Source organism: Pigmentiphaga sp. CHJ604 (assembly GCF_036972535.1).
Classification (GTDB): Bacteria; Pseudomonadota; Gammaproteobacteria; order Burkholderiales; family Burkholderiaceae_B; genus Pigmentiphaga; species Pigmentiphaga daeguensis.
The window spans coordinates 5,306,118-5,328,011 of record NZ_CP136998.1 but is presented as its reverse complement, the minus strand read 5'-3'; the positions used below and the strand labels follow the sequence as shown (position 1 = coordinate 5,328,011).

19 protein-coding genes are annotated in these 21,894 nt (G+C 66.8%); 17 read left to right on the top strand and 2 right to left on the bottom strand.

From position 1 onward, the window contains the following. The first annotated feature begins 56 nt into the window (after nt 1–56). From R4823_RS25595 to R4823_RS25565, 7 genes are all read left to right on the top strand, one after another. The gene (locus R4823_RS25595) at nt 57–1,004 is read left to right on the top strand and encodes a methyltransferase domain-containing protein (protein WP_338616569.1); all 948 of its coding nucleotides are present in this window, start codon (nt 57–59) and stop codon (nt 1,002–1,004) included. A gap of 190 nt (nt 1,005–1,194) precedes the next feature. After that, nucleotides 1,195–2,355: a cytochrome c oxidase subunit II gene (coxB, locus tag R4823_RS25590; protein ID WP_087838634.1), complete on the top strand. Its 1,161-nt coding sequence runs from the start codon at nt 1,195–1,197 to the stop codon at nt 2,353–2,355. 111 nt (nt 2,356–2,466) lie between these two features. Next, the gene (ctaD, locus tag R4823_RS25585; RefSeq protein ID WP_087838633.1) at nt 2,467–4,068 is read left to right on the top strand and encodes a cytochrome c oxidase subunit I; all 1,602 of its coding nucleotides are present in this window, start codon (nt 2,467–2,469) and stop codon (nt 4,066–4,068) included. After that, nucleotides 4,069–4,179, top strand: coding sequence for a cytochrome oxidase small assembly protein (locus R4823_RS25580; RefSeq protein ID WP_217896306.1), 111 nt, complete (start codon nt 4,069–4,071; stop codon nt 4,177–4,179). A gap of 25 nt (nt 4,180–4,204) precedes the next feature. Beyond that, entirely contained in the window at nt 4,205–4,804 is a 600-nt protein-coding gene (locus R4823_RS25575; protein ID WP_132979595.1) for a cytochrome c oxidase assembly protein, read from the top strand. Further along, on the top strand, nt 4,801–5,016 hold the full coding sequence (locus tag R4823_RS25570; RefSeq protein ID WP_087838631.1) for a DUF2970 domain-containing protein: 216 nt from the start codon (nt 4,801–4,803) through the stop codon (nt 5,014–5,016). Before R4823_RS25575 ends, R4823_RS25570 begins: the two co-directional genes overlap by 4 nt. Before the next feature lie 73 nt (nt 5,017–5,089). Beyond that, a complete protein-coding gene (locus tag R4823_RS25565) occupies nt 5,090–5,965 on the top strand; it encodes a cytochrome c oxidase subunit 3 (RefSeq protein ID WP_087838630.1) in 876 nt (291 codons plus the stop codon). 268 nt (nt 5,966–6,233) lie between these two features. Here the strand turns inward: R4823_RS25565 and R4823_RS25560 are convergent, their stop codons facing one another. Then, a complete protein-coding gene (locus R4823_RS25560) occupies nt 6,234–6,434 on the bottom strand; it encodes a twin transmembrane helix small protein (RefSeq protein WP_087838629.1) in 201 nt (66 codons plus the stop codon). A gap of 63 nt (nt 6,435–6,497) precedes the next feature. Between R4823_RS25560 and R4823_RS25555 the strand changes: the two genes are divergently transcribed. From R4823_RS25555 to R4823_RS25535, 5 genes are read left to right on the top strand one after another with little or no spacing between them, the layout of a single operon-like run. Continuing rightward, complete coding sequence (locus R4823_RS25555) at nt 6,498–7,313, top strand: SURF1 family protein (protein ID WP_338616565.1); 816 nt, start codon at nt 6,498–6,500, stop codon at nt 7,311–7,313. After that, nucleotides 7,285–7,929 carry a hypothetical protein gene (locus R4823_RS25550; protein ID WP_243724492.1) on the top strand — a complete coding sequence of 215 codons (645 nt, stop codon included), beginning with the start codon at nt 7,285–7,287 and terminating at the stop codon, nt 7,927–7,929. Before R4823_RS25555 ends, R4823_RS25550 begins: the two co-directional genes overlap by 29 nt. Nucleotides 7,930–7,938: 9 nt before the next feature. Further along, nucleotides 7,939–8,988, top strand: coding sequence for a COX15/CtaA family protein (locus R4823_RS25545; RefSeq protein WP_132979596.1), 1,050 nt, complete (start codon nt 7,939–7,941; stop codon nt 8,986–8,988). A gap of 30 nt (nt 8,989–9,018) precedes the next feature. Next, nucleotides 9,019–9,888 (top strand): heme o synthase, encoded by an 870-nt coding sequence (gene cyoE, locus R4823_RS25540; protein WP_338616564.1) that lies wholly within the window; start codon nt 9,019–9,021, stop codon nt 9,886–9,888. Between the two features lie 60 nt (nt 9,889–9,948). Then, nucleotides 9,949–10,548, top strand: a complete 600-nt coding sequence (locus R4823_RS25535; RefSeq protein WP_087838625.1) for an SCO family protein — start codon at nt 9,949–9,951, stop codon at nt 10,546–10,548. A gap of 839 nt (nt 10,549–11,387) precedes the next feature. On the opposite strand, the gene rpoH is transcribed toward R4823_RS25535, so the two are convergent. After that, nucleotides 11,388–12,302 (bottom strand): RNA polymerase sigma factor RpoH, encoded by a 915-nt coding sequence (gene rpoH / locus R4823_RS25530; RefSeq protein WP_087838624.1) that lies wholly within the window; start codon nt 12,300–12,302, stop codon nt 11,388–11,390. A gap of 266 nt (nt 12,303–12,568) precedes the next feature. Here rpoH and R4823_RS25525 point away from each other — a divergent pair, with 266 nt between their 5' ends. From R4823_RS25525 to mlaE, 5 genes are all read left to right on the top strand, one after another. Further along, complete coding sequence (locus R4823_RS25525; RefSeq protein WP_132980585.1) at nt 12,569–13,270, top strand: hypothetical protein; 702 nt, start codon at nt 12,569–12,571, stop codon at nt 13,268–13,270. A 206-nt stretch (nt 13,271–13,476) separates the two neighbouring features. Then, nucleotides 13,477–18,261: a glutamate synthase-related protein gene (locus R4823_RS25520; protein WP_132980586.1), complete on the top strand. Its 4,785-nt coding sequence runs from the start codon at nt 13,477–13,479 to the stop codon at nt 18,259–18,261. 98 nt (nt 18,262–18,359) lie between these two features. After that, nucleotides 18,360–19,829, top strand: coding sequence for a glutamate synthase subunit beta (locus tag R4823_RS25515; protein ID WP_087838621.1), 1,470 nt, complete (start codon nt 18,360–18,362; stop codon nt 19,827–19,829). A gap of 367 nt (nt 19,830–20,196) precedes the next feature. Further along, nucleotides 20,197–21,039: an ABC transporter ATP-binding protein gene (locus tag R4823_RS25510; RefSeq protein WP_132980587.1), complete on the top strand. Its 843-nt coding sequence runs from the start codon at nt 20,197–20,199 to the stop codon at nt 21,037–21,039. Continuing rightward, nucleotides 21,039–21,824, top strand: a complete 786-nt coding sequence (gene mlaE / locus R4823_RS25505; RefSeq protein WP_087838619.1) for a lipid asymmetry maintenance ABC transporter permease subunit MlaE — start codon at nt 21,039–21,041, stop codon at nt 21,822–21,824. The genes R4823_RS25510 and mlaE overlap by 1 nt, the downstream gene beginning before the upstream one ends. The last annotated feature ends 70 nt before the right edge of the window (nt 21,825–21,894 follow it).

The window sequence follows — 21,894 nt, the reverse complement described above, 5'->3', positions numbered from 1 at the left end:
CCCGGGCGCTTTTGCGCCGCAGTTTAGGGATTCCTTGGATTTTCGTGCGTGTTGCAATGACAGAAAGCTCCCATCCAGACCGCCTGCCGTCGCTGCCGCTGGCGCGCGAGCACGTCGCGCTGCAGTTCGGGCGCCGGGGCGACCTGGAGGCGGCGCAGTTCCTGTACGGCGAGATAGGCGCCCGCATGTTCGAGCGCCTGGAATACATCCGGCTGGCGCCCAAGGCCATGCTGGATGCGGGCTGCGGCGCCGGCGCGGCGCTGGAGCGCCTGCAGGCGCGCTATCCCGGGGCCGCCTATACCGGCGTGGATCTCAGCGCCGCGGTGCTGGCCCATGCGCGCCGGCTGCACCTGCCCTCGTTGGTGGGGGCCCGGCTGCGCCATTCCGCGCTGAAGCTGGCCGGCCGCGGCGCGCCGCAACTGCCGGCGTTCGTCCAGGCCGACATGGCCGGAACGGGCCTGCCGCCCGAGTCGCTGGACCTGGTCTGGTCCAACATGGCGCTGCACTGGCATCCCGAGCCGCACGCGGTGCTGGCCGAATGGCGCCGCCTGCTGCGCGTGGGCGGGCTGGCGATGTTCAGCTGCCTGGGGCCGGCGACGTTCCGCGAGCTGCGCGAGGCCGTGGCGCGGGCGGGCCTTGCCACGGCCACGCCAGAGTTCGTCGACATGCACGACTTCGGCGACCTGCTGATCGAGAACGGTTTCGCGGATCCGGTGATGGACCAGGAGGTGCTCACCTTCACCTACCGGCATGCCGACAGCCTGCTCGACGACGTGCGGCGCCTGGGCGGCAATCCCGCGCGGGGCCGCAAGCGGGGGCTGGCCACGCGCGCATGGCGCGCCCGGCTGGTCGAGGCCATCGAGGCGGGACGAGGGCCGGACGGCCTGATCCGCCTGACGGCCGAGGTCGCCTACGGCCATGCGTGGCGGGCCGCGTCGTACCGTTCGGCGCCAGGCGAGACGCACGTTCCGGTCTCGTCCATACGGCGTGGCGGAGTGCGTTGAGCCTGCTCGGAAGCGGGTCGGGTTGCTGGTCCTGTCTGGCACCCCGTATAATCCTGCGATTCTATGCGCTAGCAACATAATTATTTTCCAAGGCGCATGGTAAGGAGTTTTGTGGCGGTGGGGGCCCGCGCAAGCTGCGCACGGTGTCGGCTGCCTGAATAACACTAAACGCTGTTCTTCGAGGTCGGACATGAAGAAGTGGTTGGGTGGGTCGTTGGGGGCGTTGATGGTCAGCATGCTGGCCGGCAACGCAGCATTTGCCGTCAACGACAGCGTGGGCGGCCCGAAAGTCAATCAGCTCAATCTGCACGAGCCCGTCACCAGCATCGCGGCGCAGATCGAGTGGCTGCACTGGATGATGCTGGCCATCTGTTTGGTCATCTTCATCGCGGTGTTCGCGGTGATGTTCTATTCCATCTGGGCGCACCGGAAGTCGCGCGGCGCCAAGCCCGCGTCGTTCCACGAGAGCATAGGCGTCGAAGTCGCCTGGACCGTGATTCCGTTCCTGATCGTGATCGGCATGGCCCTGCCGGCCACCAAGACCGTGGTCGCGATGAAGGACACGTCCAATGCCGACCTGACGGTGAAGGCCACCGGCTACCAGTGGAAATGGGGCTACGACTACCTGAACGGCGAAGGCGAGGGCATCTCCTTCCTGTCCAACCTGTCCACCCCGATGGAGCAGCGCAACGGTACCGAGCCCAAGGGCGACAACTACCTGATCGAGGTCGACAATCCCCTGGTCGTGCCGGTCAACAAGAAGGTCCGCGTCATCACCACCGCCAACGACGTCATCCACGCGTGGATGGTGCCGGCCTTCGGCGTCAAGCAGGACGCGATCCCCGGATTCGTGCGCGACACCTGGTTCCGCGCCGAGAAAACCGGCGAATTCCGCGGCCAGTGCGCGGAACTGTGCGGCAAGGACCACGCCTTCATGCCCATCGTCGTGAAGGTCGTCTCCCAGGAGGACTATAGTAAGTGGGTCGAGGAGCAGAAGGCCAAGCTGGCCGCGCAAGCCGACGATCCCAACAAGACCTGGACGGCCGACGAACTGAAGACCCGCGGCGAAAAGGTGTTCGCGTCCAATTGCGTGGCCTGTCACCAGGCCAACGGCAAGGGCGTGCCGGGCACCTTCCCCGCGCTGGATGCCGACCCGACCGTACTGGGCCCCAAGGACAAGCAGATCGAAACCGTGCTGAAGGGCCGTCCCGGCACCGCCATGGCCTCGTTCGCGCACCTGTCCGACGTCGAGATCGCCGCCGCCATCACCTATACCCGCAATGCCTGGAGCAACGCGGGCAAGGGCCAGGATCCCGTCGTGCAGCCCGCCGATGTGAAGTCGGCCCGCTAAGGACGAGCGGCCGCCCCGCGGGGGCGGCCTGCAGTACCGGTTCAGTTTTCACATATTGAGCGCCTTCGTCACGATAGCGAAGACAGCAGTACGGAGCAGCAAGGAGCCATCATGAGCAGCACCGCGATCGATCACGCCCACGGGCACGATCATGACGACCACGCCCACGGCCATCCGACTGGCTGGCGGCGCTGGCTGTTCGCCACGAACCACAAAGATATCGGTACGATGTACCTGATCTTTTCCTTCACGATGCTGATGGAAGGCGGACTGCTGGCGCTGCTGCTGCGCACCGAGCTGTTCGAGCCGGGCATCCAGTTCTTCCAGCCCGAGCTGTTCAACCAGTTCACCACCATGCACGGCCTGATCATGGTGTTCGGCGCGATCATGCCGGCCTTCGTGGGCTTCGCGAACTGGATGATCCCGCTGCAGATCGGCGCCTCGGACATGGCCTTCGCGCGGATGAACAACTTCAGCTTCTGGCTGCTGCCCGTCGCCGCCATCCTGCTGACGGTCTCGTTCTTCGTGCCGGGCGGCGCCACCGCCGCGGGCTGGACGCTGTACGCGCCGCTGTCGGTCCAGATGGGCCCCGGCATGGACTTCGCGATCTTCGCCGTGCACATCATGGGCGCCTCGTCCATCATGGGCGCGATCAACATCATCGTGACCATCCTGAACATGCGCGCGCCCGGCATGACGCTGATGAAGATGCCGCTGTTCTGCTGGACCTGGCTCATCACCGCCTACCTGCTGATCGCCGTGATGCCCGTGCTGGCCGGCGCCATCACCATGGTGCTGACCGACCGCCATTTCGGCACCTCGTTCTTCAACGCGGCCGGCGGCGGCGATCCGGTCATGTACCAGCACATCTTCTGGTTCTTCGGGCACCCCGAGGTCTACATCATGATCTTGCCGGCGTTCGGCATCGTGTCGGCCATCGTCCCGGTTTTCGCCCGCAAGCGCCTGTTCGGCTATGCCTCCATGGTCTACGCCACGGCCTCGATCGCCATCCTGTCGTTCATCGTGTGGGCCCACCACATGTTCACGACCGGCATGCCCGTCACCGGCCAGCTGTTCTTCATGTACGCGACCATGCTGATCGCGGTGCCCACCGGCGTGAAGATCTTCAACTGGCTGGCCACCATGTGGCGCGGCTCGATGACCTTCGAGACGCCGATGCTGTTCGCGATCGGCTTCATCTTCGTGTTCACGATGGGCGGCTTCACCGGCCTGATCCTGGCCGTCGCGCCCATCGACATCCAGGTGCAGGACACCTACTACGTGGTGGCGCACTTCCACTACGTGCTGGTGGCCGGTTCGCTGTTCGCGCTGTTCGGCGGCACCTACTACTGGCTGCCGAAGTGGACGGGCGTGATGTATGACGAGAAGCTGGGCAAGATCCACTTCTGGTCGTCGCTGATCTCGTTCAACGTCACCTTCTTCCCGATGCACTTCCTGGGCCTGGCCGGCATGCCCCGCCGCTATGCGGACTACGCCGCCCAGTTCACCGACTTCCACCAGATCGCCACCATCGGCGCCTTCTGGTTCGGCCTGTCGCAACTGCTGTTCCTGTACGTCGTGCTGAAGGCCTACCGGGGCCATGGCGAGCCCGCTCCCGCCAACCCCTGGGGCGCCGAGGACGGCGGCCTGGAGTGGACCCTTCCTTCGCCGGCGCCGTACCATTCGTTCGAAACGCCGCCTCAGGTCAAGTAGATGGTCACGTCCGAGCAGCGCCGCCGCAACCGGCGCACGGGCCTTGCACTCGCAGTTCTGGTCGCCGCGTTTTTCCTCGCGGTGATCCTGCGCAAGGTCTTCCTCGGCTGACCCGATACGTGTCGCAGGTGCCCGCATGACGCATCCCGACCCCAGGCAACCCGCCAAGCCCGCGTCCGACAACCGTCGGATGCTGGGCAAGCTGGCCGTCATCATCGCGATGATGTTCGGCTTCGGCTATGCGCTGGTTCCCATGTACCGCGCCATTTGCGAGGTGACGGGCATCAACGTGCTGACCAAGGTCGACGACGATGCCGCCGCCTTCGCGCGCAATACGCAGGTCGACACCAGCCGTACCGTCAAGATCGTGTTCGATGCGAACATCCACGGTCCATGGCGGTTCCGGCCGGTGCAGTCGTCCATGGACGTCAATCCGGGCGAGCTGGCGACCATCGTCTACGAGATCGCCAACCAGCAGGACCGCGAAATGGCGGGGCAGGCCATCCCCAGCTATGCGCCCATGGTGGCCGGCCAGTATTTCAAGAAGCTGGAGTGCTTCTGTTTTTCCCAGCAGGACCTGAAAGCGCGCGAGACGCGCCAGTTCCCGGTGGTGTTCGTGGTGGATCCCAAGCTGCCGAAGGATGTGCATACGATCACGCTGTCGTATACGTTCTTCGAGGTCGGCGGACGGTCGGCCGACGTGCGGCCCGCCGCCGGGTCCGGAGGCAAGAGTTGAGCGACGACCTGAAATCGGCCGCCGGCCGCAAGCTCAATTTCTTCCAGACCCTGGGCGCGGTGCTGTGGTCCTTCACGGGTTTGCGGCGCGGGGCGGACTACCGCAACGATGCCGCCAAGCTCAATCCGATCTACGTCATCATCGCCGGTGTCGTGATGGCGGTGGTGTTTGTGGTAGTGCTGCTGCTGATCGTCAGGACGGTCGTCGGCTAGAAGAACAAGGATGGCCGGGAAGGCCGTCTCCGAATCATGTGCGGTTTTGTGGAATTCGCGAAGGAGAGTTGAGATGAGTGCAAGTCACTCGGTTTCGGGCAAGGAGGCGCCGTACTATTTCGTGCCGGCTCCATCCATGCATCCCGCCACGGCCAGCCTGGCACTGCTGTTCTTCCTGCTGGGCATGGCCCTGTGGGTCAACAGCGTGAGCGTCGGCCCATGGTTCGTGCTGGCCGGCGTGCTCGGCTTCCTCTTCGTGCTCTACCGCTGGTTCGGCGATGCCATCGCCGAGTCCACCGGCGGGCTCTACAGCAAGCGTGTCGACGTTTCGTACCGCTGGAGCATGAGCTGGTTCATCTTCTCCGAGGTCATGTTCTTCGCCGCCTTCTTCGGCGCGCTGTTCTACGCCCGCGCGTTCACCACGCCCTGGCTGTCGGACCTCGACAACCGCATGGTGCTGTGGCCGGATTTCGCCGGCGCCTGGCCCAATACCGGCCCGGCCGGGACCATCGAGCCCTTCACCGCGATGGGGCCCTTCTGGATCCCCACCATCAACACCGCCCTGCTGCTGACCTCGGGCGTGACGCTGACGATCTCGCACCACGCGCTGCTGGCCAGCAACCGCGCGAAGGCCGCCTTCTGGCTGTTCGTCACCATCCTGCTGGGCGCGACCTTCATGGGCTTCCAGGCCTATGAGTATTTCCATGCGTACACCGAGCTGAACCTCAAGCTCACCTCGGGCGCCTTCGGCTCCACGTTCTACATGCTGACGGGCTTCCACGGCTTCCACGTCACCATGGGCGCCATCATGCTGGCGGTGATGCTGCGCCGCCTGATCCGGGGCGACTTCACGGCTACCCACCATTTCGGCTTCGAAGGCGCCGCCTGGTACTGGCACTTCGTCGACGTCGTGTGGCTGGGCTTGTACCTCTTCGTCTACTGGTTCTAGAAGGGAACCCCCCCCCTACGCGCTGACGCGCGCCCCCCCAGGGGGGCGGCACTGGCGGACCGGCGGAGCCGGATCCGCTGTGCCCTGGTTCGGGGGGGCGTGAGACGGAAGGGGGACATGTTCTCAGCGGCCTGCGACAGTTGGCCGCTTCCCGGGGTGTGTGGGGGCAGGCACACTAGCAGGCTGGGCCTTCCGGTGAGCCGGACAGGGGCCTGCCCTTCGGGGCCGCCGGGGCCGTCCAGATGCCGCGCCGCCTGGCGCGGGCCGGTCAACGCAGGCCGGTGCTCTGGATCCAGCCCATCCAATGGGCGAACAGCACGAACAGGAACAACAGCACCGACAGGCCGATCCGGGCCGTCAGCGCGTAGACCATACGCTTGCTATTGCCGGTGTCCCTCATCAGGTAGACCAGGGCGGAACCCAAGCTGTACAGAATGCCGACGAAGGCTATGCCTACTATGATGCGCATCGAATCTCTCCTCCAGCCCGCGATTATGGCAGTCCGCGCGGTGCCGTGCGCTTCTTCCGCTGCATGAAACGCTCGGCGCCCCATCCTGCCGGCATGCCGGCGCCGATCCCGCCGGCCGGCCGCAGGCATGCCGGCGGTGGGTCGGTCCCGCTGGCCCTGGTGCTGCTGGCCGCCACCGTGGCGGTCACGGTCGCGCTGGGCCGCTGGCAACTGGGGCGGGCTCACGAAAAAGCCGCCACCCTGGCCGCGCTGGAAGCGGGCCGCGGCTTGCCGCCCTTGGCCCTGGGGCCGGAGCGGACCGCCCAGGACCTGATCCCCTGGCGGTCGGCCCAGGCCTCCGGCCACTGGCTGGCCGACCGGACGGTGCTGCTGGACAACCGCATGGCGGACGGCCGGCCGGGTTTCTGGGTCGTGACGCCGCTGGCGTTCGACGACGAGGGCCGGCAGGCGGTGGCCGTACTGCGGGGCTGGCTGCCGCGTCCCGTGCCCGACGCCCCGGTCACCGTACGTACGCCGACCGGCCCGGTCACCGTGCGGGGCGAACTCGTCCCGCGCGTGCCGCGCCTGTTCGAACTGCCCGCGTTGAGCGGGCGCAAGCGCGACGAGTTGGCATCGAGCCTGCCCGGCTGGCCCGGCGCGCCGCCCCGGGTGCAGAACCTGGAGCTGGAGACCTACGCCAAGGCCGCGGGTGTGGCCCTGCTGCCCGCCGTGCTGGAGCAGACCGGCGAAGCGCCGGACGGGCTGGTCCGCGACTGGGCCGGTCCGCCTACCAATATAGACACGCACCGCGGTTATGCGTTGCAGTGGTTTTCGTTCGCGGCCATCGCCGCCATCGCCTTTGGAGTCATCCTTGTCCGAGTCCTCCGCCCGAAACGCTAGCGGCGCCGCCGTCCGGCCACGGCGCTCGCTGTTCGCCCTGTACGCGGTGCTGGCGATCTGCGCCGCGCCCGTGGTGGCGGCCGCGCTGGTCTATTTCCTGGAATGGCGTCCGGGCAGCGCCGGCACCAACTACGGCGACCTGGTCGAGCCGCAGCGCCCGGTTCCGCCGGCCGAGCAACTGCAATTGACGGACCTGGACGGCACGCCGTTCGACCTGCGCAGCCTGAACGGCAAGTGGGTCATGGTGGCCGCCCACGGCGGCGACTGCGGCGACGAGTGCGCCAAGAAGCTCTACATCATGCGCCAGACGCATGCCAGCACGGGCAAGAACGTGGGGCGCATCGAGCGCGTCTGGCTGATCCTGGACGACGAGCCCGTGCCGACCGTGGTCATCCGCGCCTACGAAGGCACCCACATGGTCCGCGCCCGGGCCGAGCAGGTGGGGCGCTTCCTCGCGCTGCCGCCCGGCGTCGACGCCACGCCCGCGGCGCTCGGCCAGCACATCTGGCTGGTCGACCCTCGCAACAACCTGATGCTGCGCTTCCCCGAGAATCCCGATCCCCTGCGCCTGCGCGAGGACATCGGCAAGCTGCTGCACGCGTCGCGCATCGGCTAGGGCGGGACCATGGACACGCAACGCCTCGAAGAGGGCACCACCCGGATCCGCGCCCGCTACGCCAGGCTGGTGGCGTTCACGATGTTCCTGACCTTCGACCTGATCATGTTCGGCGCCTTCGTGCGGCTGACCGATTCCGGCCTGGGCTGCCCCGACTGGCCGGGTTGCTACGGCAATGCGTCCCCGATCGGGGCGCGGCATGACATCCACGCCGCCGCGACGGCCATGCCCGAAGGACCGGTTACACTATCCAAGGCCTGGATAGAGATGATCCACCGCTACGCGGGCACCCTGCTGGGCATGCTGATCATCGGCATCGTGTTCATGGCCTGGCGCCACCGCAAGGCGCTGGCACAGTCCCCCTGGCTGGCCACGGTGATCCTGCCGGCGGTCTGCCTGCAGGGGGCCTTCGGCGCCTGGACCGTCACCCATCAACTGATGCCGGCCGTGGTCACCGCCCACCTGCTGGGCGGGATCAGCCTGCTGGCGCTGCTGACCTGGCTGTCGGCCAGGCAGACCGTGCTGCCGGATATCGTGCCGGAAGCCGGACGTTGGCGGAAATACGTGGCGGTCGGCCTGGTGTTGCTGTATACGCAGCTGGCGCTGGGGGGCTGGGTCAGCACGAATTACGCGGCGCTGGCCTGCATGGATTTCCCGACCTGCCACGGCCAGTGGCTGCCGGACATGGACTTCGGCGGCGGCTATTCGATCGTGCGCGGGCTGGGCGAGCTGCCATCGGGCGAGATCATCTCGCAAAGCGCGCTGACCGCCATCCACTGGACGCATCGCAATTTCGCGTTCGTGGTCCTGATCTACCTGGGCGGATTGGCGCTCAGGTTGCGCCGATACGACGGCCTGCAGGGGCCGTCGCGGGCGCTGCTGGCCATGCTCGTGGTGCAACTGCTGACCGGGCTGACCAGCATTTTCCTGCAATGGCCTATAGTGATCGCCGTGCTGCATAACGGCGGGGCCGCCGTCCTGACCATCCTGTGCGTGACGCTGCTGGTCAGGCTGGGACGGGCCCGCCACGCGCCGGATGGCGGCGCGAGGGCCTACTGAAGTTCGGGAATCCTCATGGAAAGCATTACTGTGTCTACCGTCAGTCTGCGTCTTCGGCAATATTGGGTGCTGACCAAGCCTCGCGTCAGCCAGCTTGCCGTTTTCTGCGCGGTCATCGGCATGTTCCTCGCCACCCCCGCCGTGCCGCCGTGGCAGACCGTGATCGCGGCGACGATAGGCATCTGGCTGCTGGCGGCGGCCGCCTTCGCCATCAACTGCCTGATCGAGGAGCAGGTCGACGCGCGCATGGCCCGCACCGCGCACCGGCCCACCGCGCGGGGCGACATCGGCGCGCTGCAGATTATCGCCATGTCGGGCGTGGTCGGCGGCCTGGGCATGACCGTGCTCTACACCCTGGTCAATCCGCTGACCATGTGGCTGACCTTCGCGACCTTCGTCGGCTACGCCATCATCTATACCGTCATCCTGAAGCCCCGCACGCCGCAGAACATCGTGATCGGCGGCCTTTCCGGCGCCATGCCGCCGGCGCTGGGCTGGGCCGCCGTGGCCGACAGCGTCCCGGCCGAGGCGTGGCTGCTGGTACTGATCATCTTCATCTGGACGCCGCCGCATTTCTGGGCCCTGGCGCTGTACCGCACCAAGGACTACGAGAACGCCGGCCTGCCCATGCTGCCCGTCACGCACGGCCAGAAGCTCACGCGGCTGCACATCCTGCTGTATTCCGTGGCGCTGTTCGCCACCACGCTGCTGCCCTACGTGATCCGCATGAGCGGCCTGGTCTACCTGGCCAGCGCCGTGGCCCTGGGGCTGGTGTTCGTGGGCTATGCCTGGAAGCTCTACCGCAGCTACAGCGACGAGCTGGCGCGGCGCCTGTTTCGCTATTCGATCCTGTATCTGTCGCTGCTGTTCGCGGCCCTGCTGGTCGATCACTGGTTGTGAGGGACGTCCGCCCGTGTCCGGGCGGATTCTCCCTCCGTTTGTCGTCATTGAGGGTTAGTCATGGCCGAGTTTGCTGTTTCCCGCCGTTTCGTCCTGCGCGCCGGCGCTGCCGCCGTGGCGGCGGCGATGTTGGCGGCTTGCCAGAAGAAGCCTTCGTTCAACAGCACCGACGTGAGCGGATCGGATCTGGGAACGGATCTGTCCCTGACGGATTTCAACGGACAGCCGCGCACGCTGCAGGACTTCAAGGGCAAGGTCCTGGTGGTGTTCTTCGGCTTCGTGCAGTGTCCCGACGTGTGTCCGACCACGCTGGCCGAGTTCGTGCAGGTCAAGAGCAGCCTGGGCAAGGACGGCGACAAGGTCCAGGTCGCCTTCGTGACGGTGGATCCCGAGCGTGACACGCCCGAGATCCTGCGTGCGTACGTGACCCAGTTCGACCCCAGCTTCCTCGGGCTGCGCGGCGACGCCGATGCCACCGCCCGCGTGGCCAAGTCCTTCAAGGTGTTCTACGCCAAGGTCCCCGGCAAGGAGCCCGGTTCCTACACCATGGACCACACCGCCGGCGTCTACATCTACGACCCCGACGGCCACCTGCGCCTCTTCGCCCGCCACAATGCCGGCGTCGACGCCCTGGCCAGCGACATTCGCCAATTGTTGTAACCCCCCCTACGCGCTGACGCGCGCCCTGGATGGTGAGCCCCCAGCCGCTACGCGGCAGCCCCCCGAGGGGGCCTGGGCCCGCCTTGGGGCGGCTCGGCGCCGGGCCCAGGGGGCGAAACCGGCGGACTGGCGGAGCCAGATCCGCGGTTTCCTGGGTCTAGGGAAAGCATCGTGGACTGAAGCACGGTTGCTACCGCTGGCAGCCAGCGATAGCACCGGTGCCGCAACCCAAGAAACGGGTACTAGACCCAGGATGCGGTGGATCCGGCTTTGCCGGTCCACCCGCATCGCCCCCTGGGGGGCGCGCGTCAGCGCGTAGGGGGGAGCATAAAAAAACGGGACACCGAAGGTGTCCCGTGGAATATCCGCCTCAAGTGGGGGGGAGGGAGGAGAAAAGCAGAGGCGGATGTATCGGCTGGTACCGGCAGACTGCGCCGGAAGAAACGTCGAGCGGGGGGAAGCCCGACATTCCGACACGAGGGCGTTGCACCCAAAGCGTGTCCCACCTGATGGTTAGTCCACGCCCAGGCGGGGAAGTTCACCCGCCACCCGTGTTTCCACGTAAATTTCCGCCATTTCTGTAACGTGATGTGACCGGTGCCGGCACCGGCATGGCAAGTGGCCCCACCGCGGCGGCGCTGCCCCCCAAGGGGGCGCTTTTCATCTTGGGGCGGCCCGGCGATGAAAAATGGCCCCCACGCTTGCCGCGTCGCGGCGGCGCTGCCCCCCAAGGGGGCATTTTTCATCTTGGGGCGGCCCGGCGATGAAAAAGGCGGAGCCGGTCGCGTTCCGGCATCCGCCTTGGATCCGCGCCCAGCGGCGCGGGGATGCTTGCGAGCTCAGGCGTATTCGGCCAGCGCTCCGCGCATCTTGGTCATGGCGCGGGCCTCGATCTGCCGGATGCGCTCGGCGGACACACCGAATTCGTCCGCGAGTTCCTGCAGGGTGGCGCCGCCTTCGTCCTTCAGCCAGCGCGCCTCGATGATGCGGCGCGACCGCTCGTCCAGGCTATCCAGGGCTTGCAACAGTCCGCTGCCGTGCAGTTCGTCGCGGCGGCGTTCTTCGAGGATGGCGCTGGGCTCGTGCTGGCCCTCGTCCGACAGGTAGGCGATGGGGGCGAAATCGTTTTCGCCGTCATCGGTGCCACGGCCTTCCAGGGCCATGTCCTGCCCGTACAGGCGCACTTCCATCTCGGTCACGTCCTGCGGCCGCACGTTCAGGCTGGCGGCGATTTCCTCGACCTGCTCCGGCGTGAGCGCATGCGAGTCCGGTTTCAGGCTGCGCAGGTTGAAGAACAGCTTGCGCTGGGCCTTGGTGGTCGCCACCTTGACCAGGCGCCAGTTCTTCAGGATGTACTCGTGGATCTCGGCCTTGACCCAATGGATGGCGAAGGAGACCAGCCGTACGCCGCGGTTGGGGTCGAAGCGCTTGACGGCCTTCATCAGGCCGACGTTGCCTTCCTGGATCAGGTCGGCGTGCGGCAATCCGTAGCCCAGGTATTGGCGGGCGATGGCCACCACCAGGCGCAGGTGCGACAGCACCAGTTCGCGGGCGGCGTTGAGGTCCTGCTTTTCCTGGTAGCGCAGGGCCAGGTCGTGTTCCTGCTCGGCCGTCAGCACCGGCAGGCGGTTGACGGCGCCGATATAGGCTTCGATCGTGCCAAGGGCGCCCGGGTTGGCGATGGCCAGGGCCAGCGCGCCCGGACCGCTTGTGGCGGGTGCGAGGACGTTGGACTGATTCGACGAACGTTTCATAAACGGCTTACCTCCATGTCTGAAGGTTAGCACTCTCGAACAAAGAGTGCTAATGGGTGTTTTTGATGGGTGCGATAAAGCGATTCGATCGCTGTGCAATGCAGCACGGCGAGCGGACCCGGTCGGGACGGCGCCGGAGGGGAGCCGATGGGGACCGGGCTTGGGCGGGCGATCAGGGTTTCATACTGCATAGACCATGAAATCGGCGTATCGTTCGCGGAAACCTGCATTTTCCGACCTTCTATATTGATGCGTCCCCAATAAACATGGCCCGCCTTCCCCGCCTGTACGCTCCGGATCTTCCCCATCTCGCCCAGGCCCGTTTCACGGTTCCCCTGTCGGCGGGGGGCGACGGCGGCGCCATGCTGGACCAGGTGGCCGCCTGGCTGGAGGCCGACGCCCGGCAGCACGGCGTGGCCGTTCACGGGTGGGCGCTTACTTTCGATCAACTGTTGCTGCTGGCCACGCCCTCGGGCCCAGGCGGGATTTCGGCCGTGATCCAGTCCCTGGGACGCCGCCTGGCCGCCCGATTACATATAGGCAGGGTCTTTGCCGGCCGGTTCCGCTCCACGCTGGTCGAGCCGGGCGCCTGGGTGCTGCCCTGCCTGATCTGGCTCGAGACGGTCCCGCTGCGCCAGGGGCTGGCCGGCGATGCGGAACTGTGGCGCTGGTCCTCGGCCCCGGCGCACGTGGGGGCCGCGGCGGCGGGGCTGCTGCACGACCATGCCGACTATTGGGCCTGCGGCAATACGCCGTTCGACCGGCAGGCCAACTACCGCGCCAGAATGGCCGAGGGCGTGGCGCCCTCGGCGGCGCAGCGCATCGAACAGGCGCTATACGGCCAATGGGCCTTGGGTGGGCCGGCCTTCGTGCAGTCGCTCGAGGGCACCAGCAGCCGGCGCGCCGCGGCCAGCAAGCGGGGGAGGCCCCGGAAGCAGCCGCGAGCAGAGGATGAAAACGCACGGTAATGGTGCGACCCCAATTTAATTTCCTCGATTTGTAGCCTGGATAATAATTGGGGACGTTCCCCTTTTTATTTTTCTTGCGGCCCCTGGTGCGCCGCAGTATCGTCGTTTTCCCCCTGGCGCTGCTCCTGTGCGCGCCGGGTCCGGAATTCCCGATGTCCAGTACCCGGATTCGTGCCCGGCACGCGAGTCCTCCAGCGGAGCGCACCATGCCCCTATCCAGCCAGGATCACCTCTCGGCCCCGTCGTCCCGGACGGCCGTCATCGACGCTTCGCGCATCGGCCTGCCCGCGCCGCGCCAGCCGGACGCCCAGGGCCTGTACGACCCGTCCAACGAACACGACGCCTGTGGCGTGGGTTTCGTGGCCCACATCAAGGGCCAGAAAAGCCATTCCATCATCCAGCAGGGCCTGAAGATCCTCGAGAACATCGACCACCGCGGCGCGGTGGGCGCCGATCCCCTCATGGGCGATGGCGCCGGCATCCTGATCCAGATCCCCGATGCGCTGTACCGCGAGGAAATGGCCGCCCAGGGCGTGGTCCTGCCCGCTCCCGGGGAATACGGGGTGGCGATGGTGTTCCTGCCCCAGGAAATAGGGTCGCGGCTGGCCTGTGAGGCCGAGCTCGAGCGCGCCGTGCGCGCCGAGGGCCAGGTGGTGCTGGGCTGGCGCGACGTGCCCATCGACAAGGACATGCCGATGTCGCCCAACGTGAAGAGCATGGAACCGGTCATCCGGCAGCTCTTCATCGGCCGGGGCGGCGACGTCATGGTGCCCGACGCGCTCGAGCGCAAGCTGTATGTCATCCGCAAGATGGCCTCGCACGCCATCCAGAAGATGCACCTGAAGCACGGCAAGGAATACTTCGTGCCGTCCATCTCCAGCCGCACCGTGGTCTACAAGGGCCTGCTGCTGGCCGACCAGGTGGGCCGCTACTACCGCGACCTGGCCGACGCGCGCGCCGTCACGGCGCTGGCCCTGGTGCACCAGCGTTTCTCCACCAACACCTTCCCCGCCTGGCCGCTGGCCCACCCCTATCGCCTGATCGCCCACAACGGCGAGATCAACACGGTCAAGGGCAACTTCAACTGGCTGCGCGCCCGCGAAGGCGTGATGCAGTCGCCGGTGCTGGGCGAGGACCTGAAGAAGCTCTATCCCATCGTCTACGAAGGCCAGTCCGACACCGCCACGTTCGACAACTGCCTCGAACTGCTGGTCATGTCCGGCTATTCCATCTCGCACGCCATGATGATGATGATTCCCGAGGCCTGGGAACAGCATGCCGAGATGGACGAGGCGCGCCGTGCCTTCTATGAATACCATGCCGCGATGATGGAACCCTGGGACGGCCCGGCCGCCATCGCCTTCACCGACGGCCGCCAGATCGGCGCCACGCTGGACCGCAACGGCCTGCGCCCGGCGCGCTACATCGTCACCGACGACGACCTGGTCATCATGGCTTCGGAGTCGGGCGTGCTGCCGGTCCCGCAAAGCAAGATCGTCAAGAAGTGGCGCCTGCAGCCGGGCAAGATGTTCCTGATCGACCTGGAGCTCGGCCGCATCATCGACGACAAGGAACTGAAGGACCAGCTCGCCAACAGCAAGCCGTACCGCCAGTGGATCGAGCGCATCCGCATCAAGCTGGACACGCTGCCCGAACCCGTCCGCGAAGAGGTCGAGGAAGGCCGCTCGTCCGTGCCCATGCTCGACCGGCAGCAGGCATTCGGCTGGACGCAGGAGGACTACAAGTTCATCCTGCGCCCCATGGCCGCGCTGGGCGAGGAAACCACGGGCTCGATGGGCAACGACGCGCCGCTGGCCGTGCTGTCCAACAAGAACAAGAGCCTCTACAACTACTTCCGCCAGCTGTTCGCGCAGGTCACCAACCCGCCCATCGACCCCATCCGCGAAAACATGGTGATGTCGCTGGTGTCGTTCATCGGGCCCAAGCCCAACGTGCTCGACATCAACAACGTGAACCCGCCGCTGCGCCTGGAAGTGGCGCAGCCGGTGCTGGACTTCGCCGACATGGCGCAGATCCGCCACATCGAGCGCGTCACGAACGGCAAGTTCAAGAGCTTCGAGCTGGACATCACCTATCCGGCCGCCTGGGGCAAGGAAGGCATCCAGGCCCGGGTCGCGGCGCTGTGCGCCCAGGCGGTGGATGCCGTCAAGAGCGGCTACAACATCCTGATCGTGTCCGACCGGCTGGTCGACGCGAACCGCGTGCCCATTCCCGCGCTGCTGGCCACCTCGGCCGTGCACCAGCATCTCATCCGCGCCGGCCTGCGCACCAGCACCGGCCTGGTGGTGGAAACCGGCTCGGCGCGCGAGGTGCATCATTTCGCGCTGCTGGGCGGCTACGGCGCCGAGGCGGTGCACCCCTACCTGGCGATGGAGGCGCTGGCCCACGAGCACGAGCACGACGCCAAGGTGCCCGTGGACAAGGCCATCTACAACTACGTCAAGGCCATCGGCAAGGGCCTGCAGAAGGTCATGTCCAAGATGGGCATCTCGACCTACATGTCGTACACCGGCGCCCAGATCTTCGAGGCCGTGGGCCTGAACCGTCCGCTGGTCGAGCAGTATTTCCCGGGCACCGCCAGCAACATCGAGGGCATCGGCATCTTCGAGGTGGCCGAGGAATCCCTGCGCATGCACAAGGCGGCCTTCGGCAATGACCCGCTGCTGGACGGCGCGCTGGACGAGGGTGGCGAATACGCCTTCCGGATCCGCGGCGAAGAGCACATGTGGACGCCGGACGCCATCGCCAAGCTGCAACATTCCACCCGTGCGGACAACTACCGCACCTACAAGGAATACGCGCAGATCATCAACGACCAGAGCAAGCGCCACATGACGCTGCGCGGCCTGTTCGAGTTCAAGTTCGACCCTGCCCACGCCATTCCGCTGGCCGAGGTCGAGCCGGCCAAGGAGATCGTCAAGCGCTTCGCGACCGGCGCGATGTCGCTGGGGTCGATCTCGACCGAGGCCCACTCGGTGCTGGCGATCGCGATGAACCGCATCGGCGGCAAGTCCAATACGGGCGAGGGCGGCGAGGACGAACTGCGCTATCGCGCCGAACTGCAGCACGGCAAGGCCGGCATCAAGGACGGCGACACCCTGGCGTCGGTGCTGGGCGCCGACCGCGTGGTGGCCGACGTGCCGCTGAAGGCCGGCGATTCGCTGCGTTCGCGCATCAAGCAGGTGGCCTCGGGACGCTTCGGCGTATCGGCCGAGTACCTGGCCAGCGCCGACCAGATCCAGATCAAGATGGCGCAGGGCGCCAAGCCCGGCGAGGGCGGCCAGCTGCCCGGCCACAAGGTGTCGGAATACATCGCCAAGCTGCGCTTCTCGGTGCCGGGCGTGGGCCTGATCTCGCCTCCGCCGCACCACGACATCTATTCCATCGAGGACCTGGCCCAGCTCATCCATGACCTGAAGAACGCCAATCCCCAGGCATCCATCTCGGTCAAGCTGGTGTCCGAGGTCGGTGTCGGCACGGTGGCCGCGGGCGTGGCCAAGGCCAAGTCCGACCACGTGGTGATCGCCGGCCACGACGGCGGCACCGGCGCTTCGCCCGTGTCGTCGATCAAGCATGCCGGCACGCCGTGGGAACTGGGCCTGGCCGAGACGCAGCAGACCCTGGTGCTGAACCACCTGCGCGGCCGTATCCGCGTGCAGGCCGACGGCCAGATGAAGACCGGCCGCGACGTCGTGATCGGCGCGTTGCTGGGCGCCGACGAATTCGGGTTCGCCACCGCGCCGCTGGTGGTCGAAGGCTGCATCATGATGCGCAAGTGCCACCTGAATACCTGCCCGGTGGGCGTGGCCACGCAGGATCCCGTCCTGCGCGCCAAGTTCCAGGGCAAGCCCGAGCACGTCGTCAACTTCTTCTTCTTCATCGCCGAGGAAGTGCGCGAAATCATGGCCCAGCTGGGCATACGCAAGTTCGACGACCTGATCGGCCGTTCCGACCTGCTCGACATGCGTGCCGGCATCGAACACTGGAAGGCGCGCGGCCTGGACTTCAGCCGCGTGTTCCACCAGCCGCGCGTGGCGGCCGACGTGGCCCGCCTGCACGTGGATGAACAGGACCACGGCCTGGCCAAGGCGCTGGACCACCAGTTGATCGAGCGTGCGCGTCCCGCCATCGAGCGTGGCGAGAAGGTCTCGTTCATCACGACGGTGCGCAACGTGAACCGCACCATCGGCGCCATGCTATCCGGCATGGTGGCGCGCAAGTACGGCTACGAGGGCCTGCCCGACGACACCATCCACATCCAGTGCAACGGCACCGCCGGCCAGAGCTTCGGTGCCTTCCTGGCCCATGGCGTGACGCTGGACCTGGTGGGCGACGGCAACGACTACGTCGGCAAGGGACTGTCCGGCGGCCGCATCATCGTGCGCTCGCCCAATGATTTCCGCGGCCATGGGCCCGAGCACATCATCGTCGGCAATACCGTGCTGTACGGCGCGCTGTCGGGCGAGGCCTACTTCAACGGCGTGGCGGGCGAGCGCTTCGCGGTGCGCAACTCGGGCGCCGCGGCGGTGGTGGAAGGCGTGGGCGACCACGGCTGCGAATACATGACCGGCGGCACCGTGGTGGTGCTGGGCGAGACCGGCCGCAACTTCGCCGCGGGCATGTCGGGCGGCGTGGCCTACGTCTACGACCCGGACGGCGCCTTCCGTCTGCGCGCCAACATGGCCATGGTCGAGCTCGAGGAAGTCGTTCCCGCGGCGGTCCAGGAGAAGGAAGGTTCGCAGCGCCTGTGGCACAGCATGGTGCGGGGCGGCGAGCGGGATACCGACGAGGCCATCCTGCGCCGCCTGGTCGAGAACCATTTCCGCTACACCGGCAGCTTCCGCGCCCGCGACATCATGGATGCCTGGGAGACCGCCCGCACCCGGTTCGTCAAGGTCATGCCGACGGAGTACCGGCGCGCGCTGGGCGAAATGTGGGATGCCCGGAATCCGCAGAAGCTGGCCGCCTAGGCACGCCCTGCCGCCGGGAGGCGGCGTGAACCGTAATGAAGAATCGGAGCCGGCGCGGCGCACGCGCCGGCTCCAAACAGGATAGTCAGGAAAGAGCCATGGGTAAGGTCACCGGATTTCTGGAATACCAGCGTCTGCAGGAAGCCGCGGAAGCGCCTGAGCAGCGCGTCAAGCACTGGAAGGAATTCGTCCTCCATCTGAACACCGAGCAGGCCAAGCAGCAGGGTGCCCGGTGCATGGACTGCGGCATTCCGTTCTGCACGAACGGCTGTCCGGTCAACAACATCATTCCCGACTGGAATGACCTGGTGTACAGGCAGAACTGGAAGCAGGCGCTGGCGGTGCTGCATTCCACCAACAATTTTCCCGAGTTCACCGGGCGCATCTGTCCGGCGCCCTGCGAGGCGGCGTGTACCCTCAATATCAACAGCGATGCCGTCGGCATCAAGTCGATCGAGCACGCCATCATCGACCACGGCTGGGAGCACGGCTGGGTGGTGCCGGCCTCGCCCAAGGCCAAGACGGGCAAGAAAGTCGCGGTGGTCGGCTCCGGCCCCGCGGGGCTGGCCTGCGCGCAGCAACTGGCGCGCGCCGGCCACGACGTGACCGTGTTCGAGAAAAGCGACCGCATCGGCGGGCTGCTGCGCTACGGCATCCCCGACTTCAAGCTGGAAAAGTGGCAGATCGACCGCCGCATGGCGCAGATGGAGCAGGAAGGCGTCGTGTTCCGTCCCTCGACGTTCGTGGGGCGGCCCGAGGACGCCAAGGCGCTGGGCATCTCCGCCACCGTGAAGACGCCGCAGGAACTGCAAGCCGAGTTCGACGCCATCGTCGTGTCGGGCGGGGCGGAAACCCCGCGCGACCTGCCGGTGCCGGGCCGCGAACTGCAGGGCGTGCATTTCGCGATGGATTTCCTGCGGCAGCAGAACAAGGTGGTGGCGGGCGACAAGCTCAAGGACCAGATCATGGCCACCGGCAAGCACGTCATCGTGATCGGCGGCGGCGACACGGGCTCGGACTGCGTGGGCACCAGCAACCGCCATGGCGCGGCGTCCGTCACCCAGTTCGAGGTCATGCCGCAGCCCCCGGTATCCGAGAACAAGGAACTGACCTGGCCGTACTGGCCGCTGAAGCTGCGCACCTCCTCGTCCCACGAAGAGGGCGTGGACCGCGACTGGGCGGTGTCGACCAAGGCCTTCAAGGGCAAGAACGGCAAGGTGACCTCGCTCGTGGCCTGCCGCGTCGAGTGGGTGCGCGGCGACAACGGTCAGATGAAGATGGTCGAGGTCGAGGGCTCCGAGTTCGAGTTGCCCGCCGACCTGGTGCTGTTCGCCATGGGGTTCGTGTCGCCCGTGCAGCAGGTGCTGGAAGCCTTCGGTGTCGAGCGCGATGCCCGGGGCAACGCGCGGGCCAATACCGACGACTACCGCACCAACGTCGACAAGGTCTTCGCGGCCGGCGACATGCGGCGCGGCCAGTCGCTGGTGGTCTGGGCCATCCGCGAAGGCCGCCAGTGCGCGGCCTCGGTCGATACCTTCCTGATGGGGGCGACCGAGCTGCCTCGCTGACATTAATCCGCGCTTAAAAGCGCGGTGGCATCATGCCCCGAGTCGTCCGGCCGGACCTCGGGGCGTTTTTCATGTGGATACACCGGCGAGCCGGGCGTTTGTTGTAAAAACGTAAACCGGCGCGGGGCGCCGTGGTTCATAATCTGCACTCTTCCATGGGCCATGCCGGGCTTCGGCGCGCCATGGACAGGACGAGCATGCGCCGCCGGCAAATCGCGGCGTATGCGCCGGGGGACAAAACCCGCTGCTGCCTAAGGGTTAGCACGGTGCCCAGGCGTGCTGCTGTTAGAATCCCCCGCTGGATTCCCCTCGAACCCACCGGTTTTTTGCAAGCAACGCCCATCTTTTCAACTCTTCTTGCCTCTACATGCCTGATTCGGCACGATCTACGCATTCCCCCACCGATGTGGCGCTAGCCTTCGACGGCCTGTCGGTGGGCTATGGCGACCGTGTCATCCTACGGGACGTCGACATGCAGGTCCGTCGCGGGCAGGTGGTGGCCATCATGGGCGGCTCCGGGTCGGGCAAGACCACGCTGCTGCGCGCGGCCACGGGCCAGTTGCCGCCCCAGGCGGGCAGGGCGCTTGTGCTGGGCGAGGATATCGGGCAGTTGTCGGGCGACCGCCTGTTCGATCTGCGCAAGCGCATGGGCGTGCTGTTCCAGCAGGGGGCGCTGTTCACGGACCTGGACGTCTATGAGAACGTGGCGTTCCCGTTGCGCGAGCACACCTCCATGACCGAACAGCAAATCCTGGAACGGGTGTTGTCCAAGCTGGACGCCGTGGGCCTGAAGGCGGCCGCCTTCCTGCGGACCTCGGAAATCTCGGGCGGCATGGCGCGCCGGGTCGCGCTGGCGCGAGCCGTGGTGCTGGAACCCGAGCTGATCCTGTATGACGAACCGTTCGCCGGCCTGGACCCCATCTCCATGGGCGTGACCGCCCAGTTGATCCGGACCATGACCGACCGGCTGGGCTGCGCGTCGGTGCTGATCACGCACGACGTGCAGGAGTCCTTCCACATCACGGACCAGGTCTACCTGCTGGGGCGCGGGACCGTCGTCGCCGGCGGTACGCCGGCCGAACTGTCCGCGTCGCAGGATCCGTTCGTGCACCAGTTCCTCCACGGCGAGCCCGACGGCCCGGTGGCTTTCCAGTATCCCGAAACGCCTGCCTACCAGGCCTGGCTCGAGCGCCAGCGGAGGGTGCGCTGATGGCCCTGACCCGTTTCCTGATCTCGGTGGGCGCCGGCACGCGCGCATCGCTGGTCGGCCTGGGCACCTTTGCCCGGTTTTTCATCGAGCTGCTGTTCAAGAGCGGCACCGCGCTGCGCCGTCCGCGGCTGGTGGTGCAGCAGATCCACTTCATCGGCAACTATTCGCTGGTGATCATCGCCGTATCCGGCCTGTTCGTCGGCTTCGTGCTGGGGCTGCAGGGGTACTACACCCTGAACCGCTACGGTTCCGAGCAGGCGCTGGGCCTGCTGGTCGCGCTCAGCCTGGTGCGTGAGCTGGGCCCGGTCGTGACCGCGCTGCTGTTCGCCGGCCGAGCCGGCACCTCGCTGACCGCCGAAATCGGCCTGATGAAGGCGGGCGAGCAACTGTCGGCCATGGAGGTCATGGCCGTGGATCCCGTGCGCCGGGTGCTGGCGCCGCGCTTCTGGGGCGGCATCATCGCCATGCCGCTGCTGGCGGCGGTGTTTTCCGCGGTCGGTATCCTGGGCGGCTGGGGCGTGGGCGTGCTGCTCATCGGCGTGGATGACGGCGCCTTCTGGTCGCAAATGCAGAATGGCGTCGATGTCTGGAAGGACGTGGGCAACGGCGTGCTCAAGAGCATCGTCTTCGGGGTGGCGGTCACGCTGATCGCGCTCTACCAGGGCTATTACGCCAAGGCCACGCCCGAGGGCGTGTCGCGCGCGACCACGCGTACCGTCGTGGCCGGGTCGCTGGCGGTGCTGGGCCTGGACTTCCTGCTGACGGCCTGGATGTTCGGCAACTAAACAAGGCGCGGCGCCCGTCGGGCGGCCGTTGCAAGCAATTGGCTTAGGGACCCGCCGCGTGGGCGGGGTA

Coding starts and splice junctions, on each gene's coding strand:
- R4823_RS25560 (WP_087838629.1), bottom strand. CDS start 6,434: ATGCGCATCATAGTAGGCATAGCCTTCGTCGGCATTCTGTACAGCTTG.
- ctaD (WP_087838633.1), top strand. CDS start 2,467: ATGAGCAGCACCGCGATCGATCACGCCCACGGGCACGATCATGACGAC.
- mlaE (WP_087838619.1), top strand. CDS start 21,039: ATGGCCCTGACCCGTTTCCTGATCTCGGTGGGCGCCGGCACGCGCGCA.
- R4823_RS25535 (WP_087838625.1), top strand. CDS start 9,949: ATGGCCGAGTTTGCTGTTTCCCGCCGTTTCGTCCTGCGCGCCGGCGCT.
- R4823_RS25525 (WP_132980585.1), top strand. CDS start 12,569: ATGGCCCGCCTTCCCCGCCTGTACGCTCCGGATCTTCCCCATCTCGCC.
- R4823_RS25510 (WP_132980587.1), top strand. CDS start 20,197: ATGCCTGATTCGGCACGATCTACGCATTCCCCCACCGATGTGGCGCTA.
- R4823_RS25575 (WP_132979595.1), top strand. CDS start 4,205: ATGACGCATCCCGACCCCAGGCAACCCGCCAAGCCCGCGTCCGACAAC.
- R4823_RS25515 (WP_087838621.1), top strand. CDS start 18,360: ATGGGTAAGGTCACCGGATTTCTGGAATACCAGCGTCTGCAGGAAGCC.
- R4823_RS25595 (WP_338616569.1), top strand. CDS start 57: ATGACAGAAAGCTCCCATCCAGACCGCCTGCCGTCGCTGCCGCTGGCG.
- R4823_RS25580 (WP_217896306.1), top strand. CDS start 4,069: ATGGTCACGTCCGAGCAGCGCCGCCGCAACCGGCGCACGGGCCTTGCA.
- R4823_RS25520 (WP_132980586.1), top strand. CDS start 13,477: ATGCCCCTATCCAGCCAGGATCACCTCTCGGCCCCGTCGTCCCGGACG.
- R4823_RS25555 (WP_338616565.1), top strand. CDS start 6,498: ATGAAACGCTCGGCGCCCCATCCTGCCGGCATGCCGGCGCCGATCCCG.
- coxB (WP_087838634.1), top strand. CDS start 1,195: ATGAAGAAGTGGTTGGGTGGGTCGTTGGGGGCGTTGATGGTCAGCATG.
- R4823_RS25565 (WP_087838630.1), top strand. CDS start 5,090: ATGAGTGCAAGTCACTCGGTTTCGGGCAAGGAGGCGCCGTACTATTTC.
- R4823_RS25545 (WP_132979596.1), top strand. CDS start 7,939: ATGGACACGCAACGCCTCGAAGAGGGCACCACCCGGATCCGCGCCCGC.
- rpoH (WP_087838624.1), bottom strand. CDS start 12,302: ATGAAACGTTCGTCGAATCAGTCCAACGTCCTCGCACCCGCCACAAGC.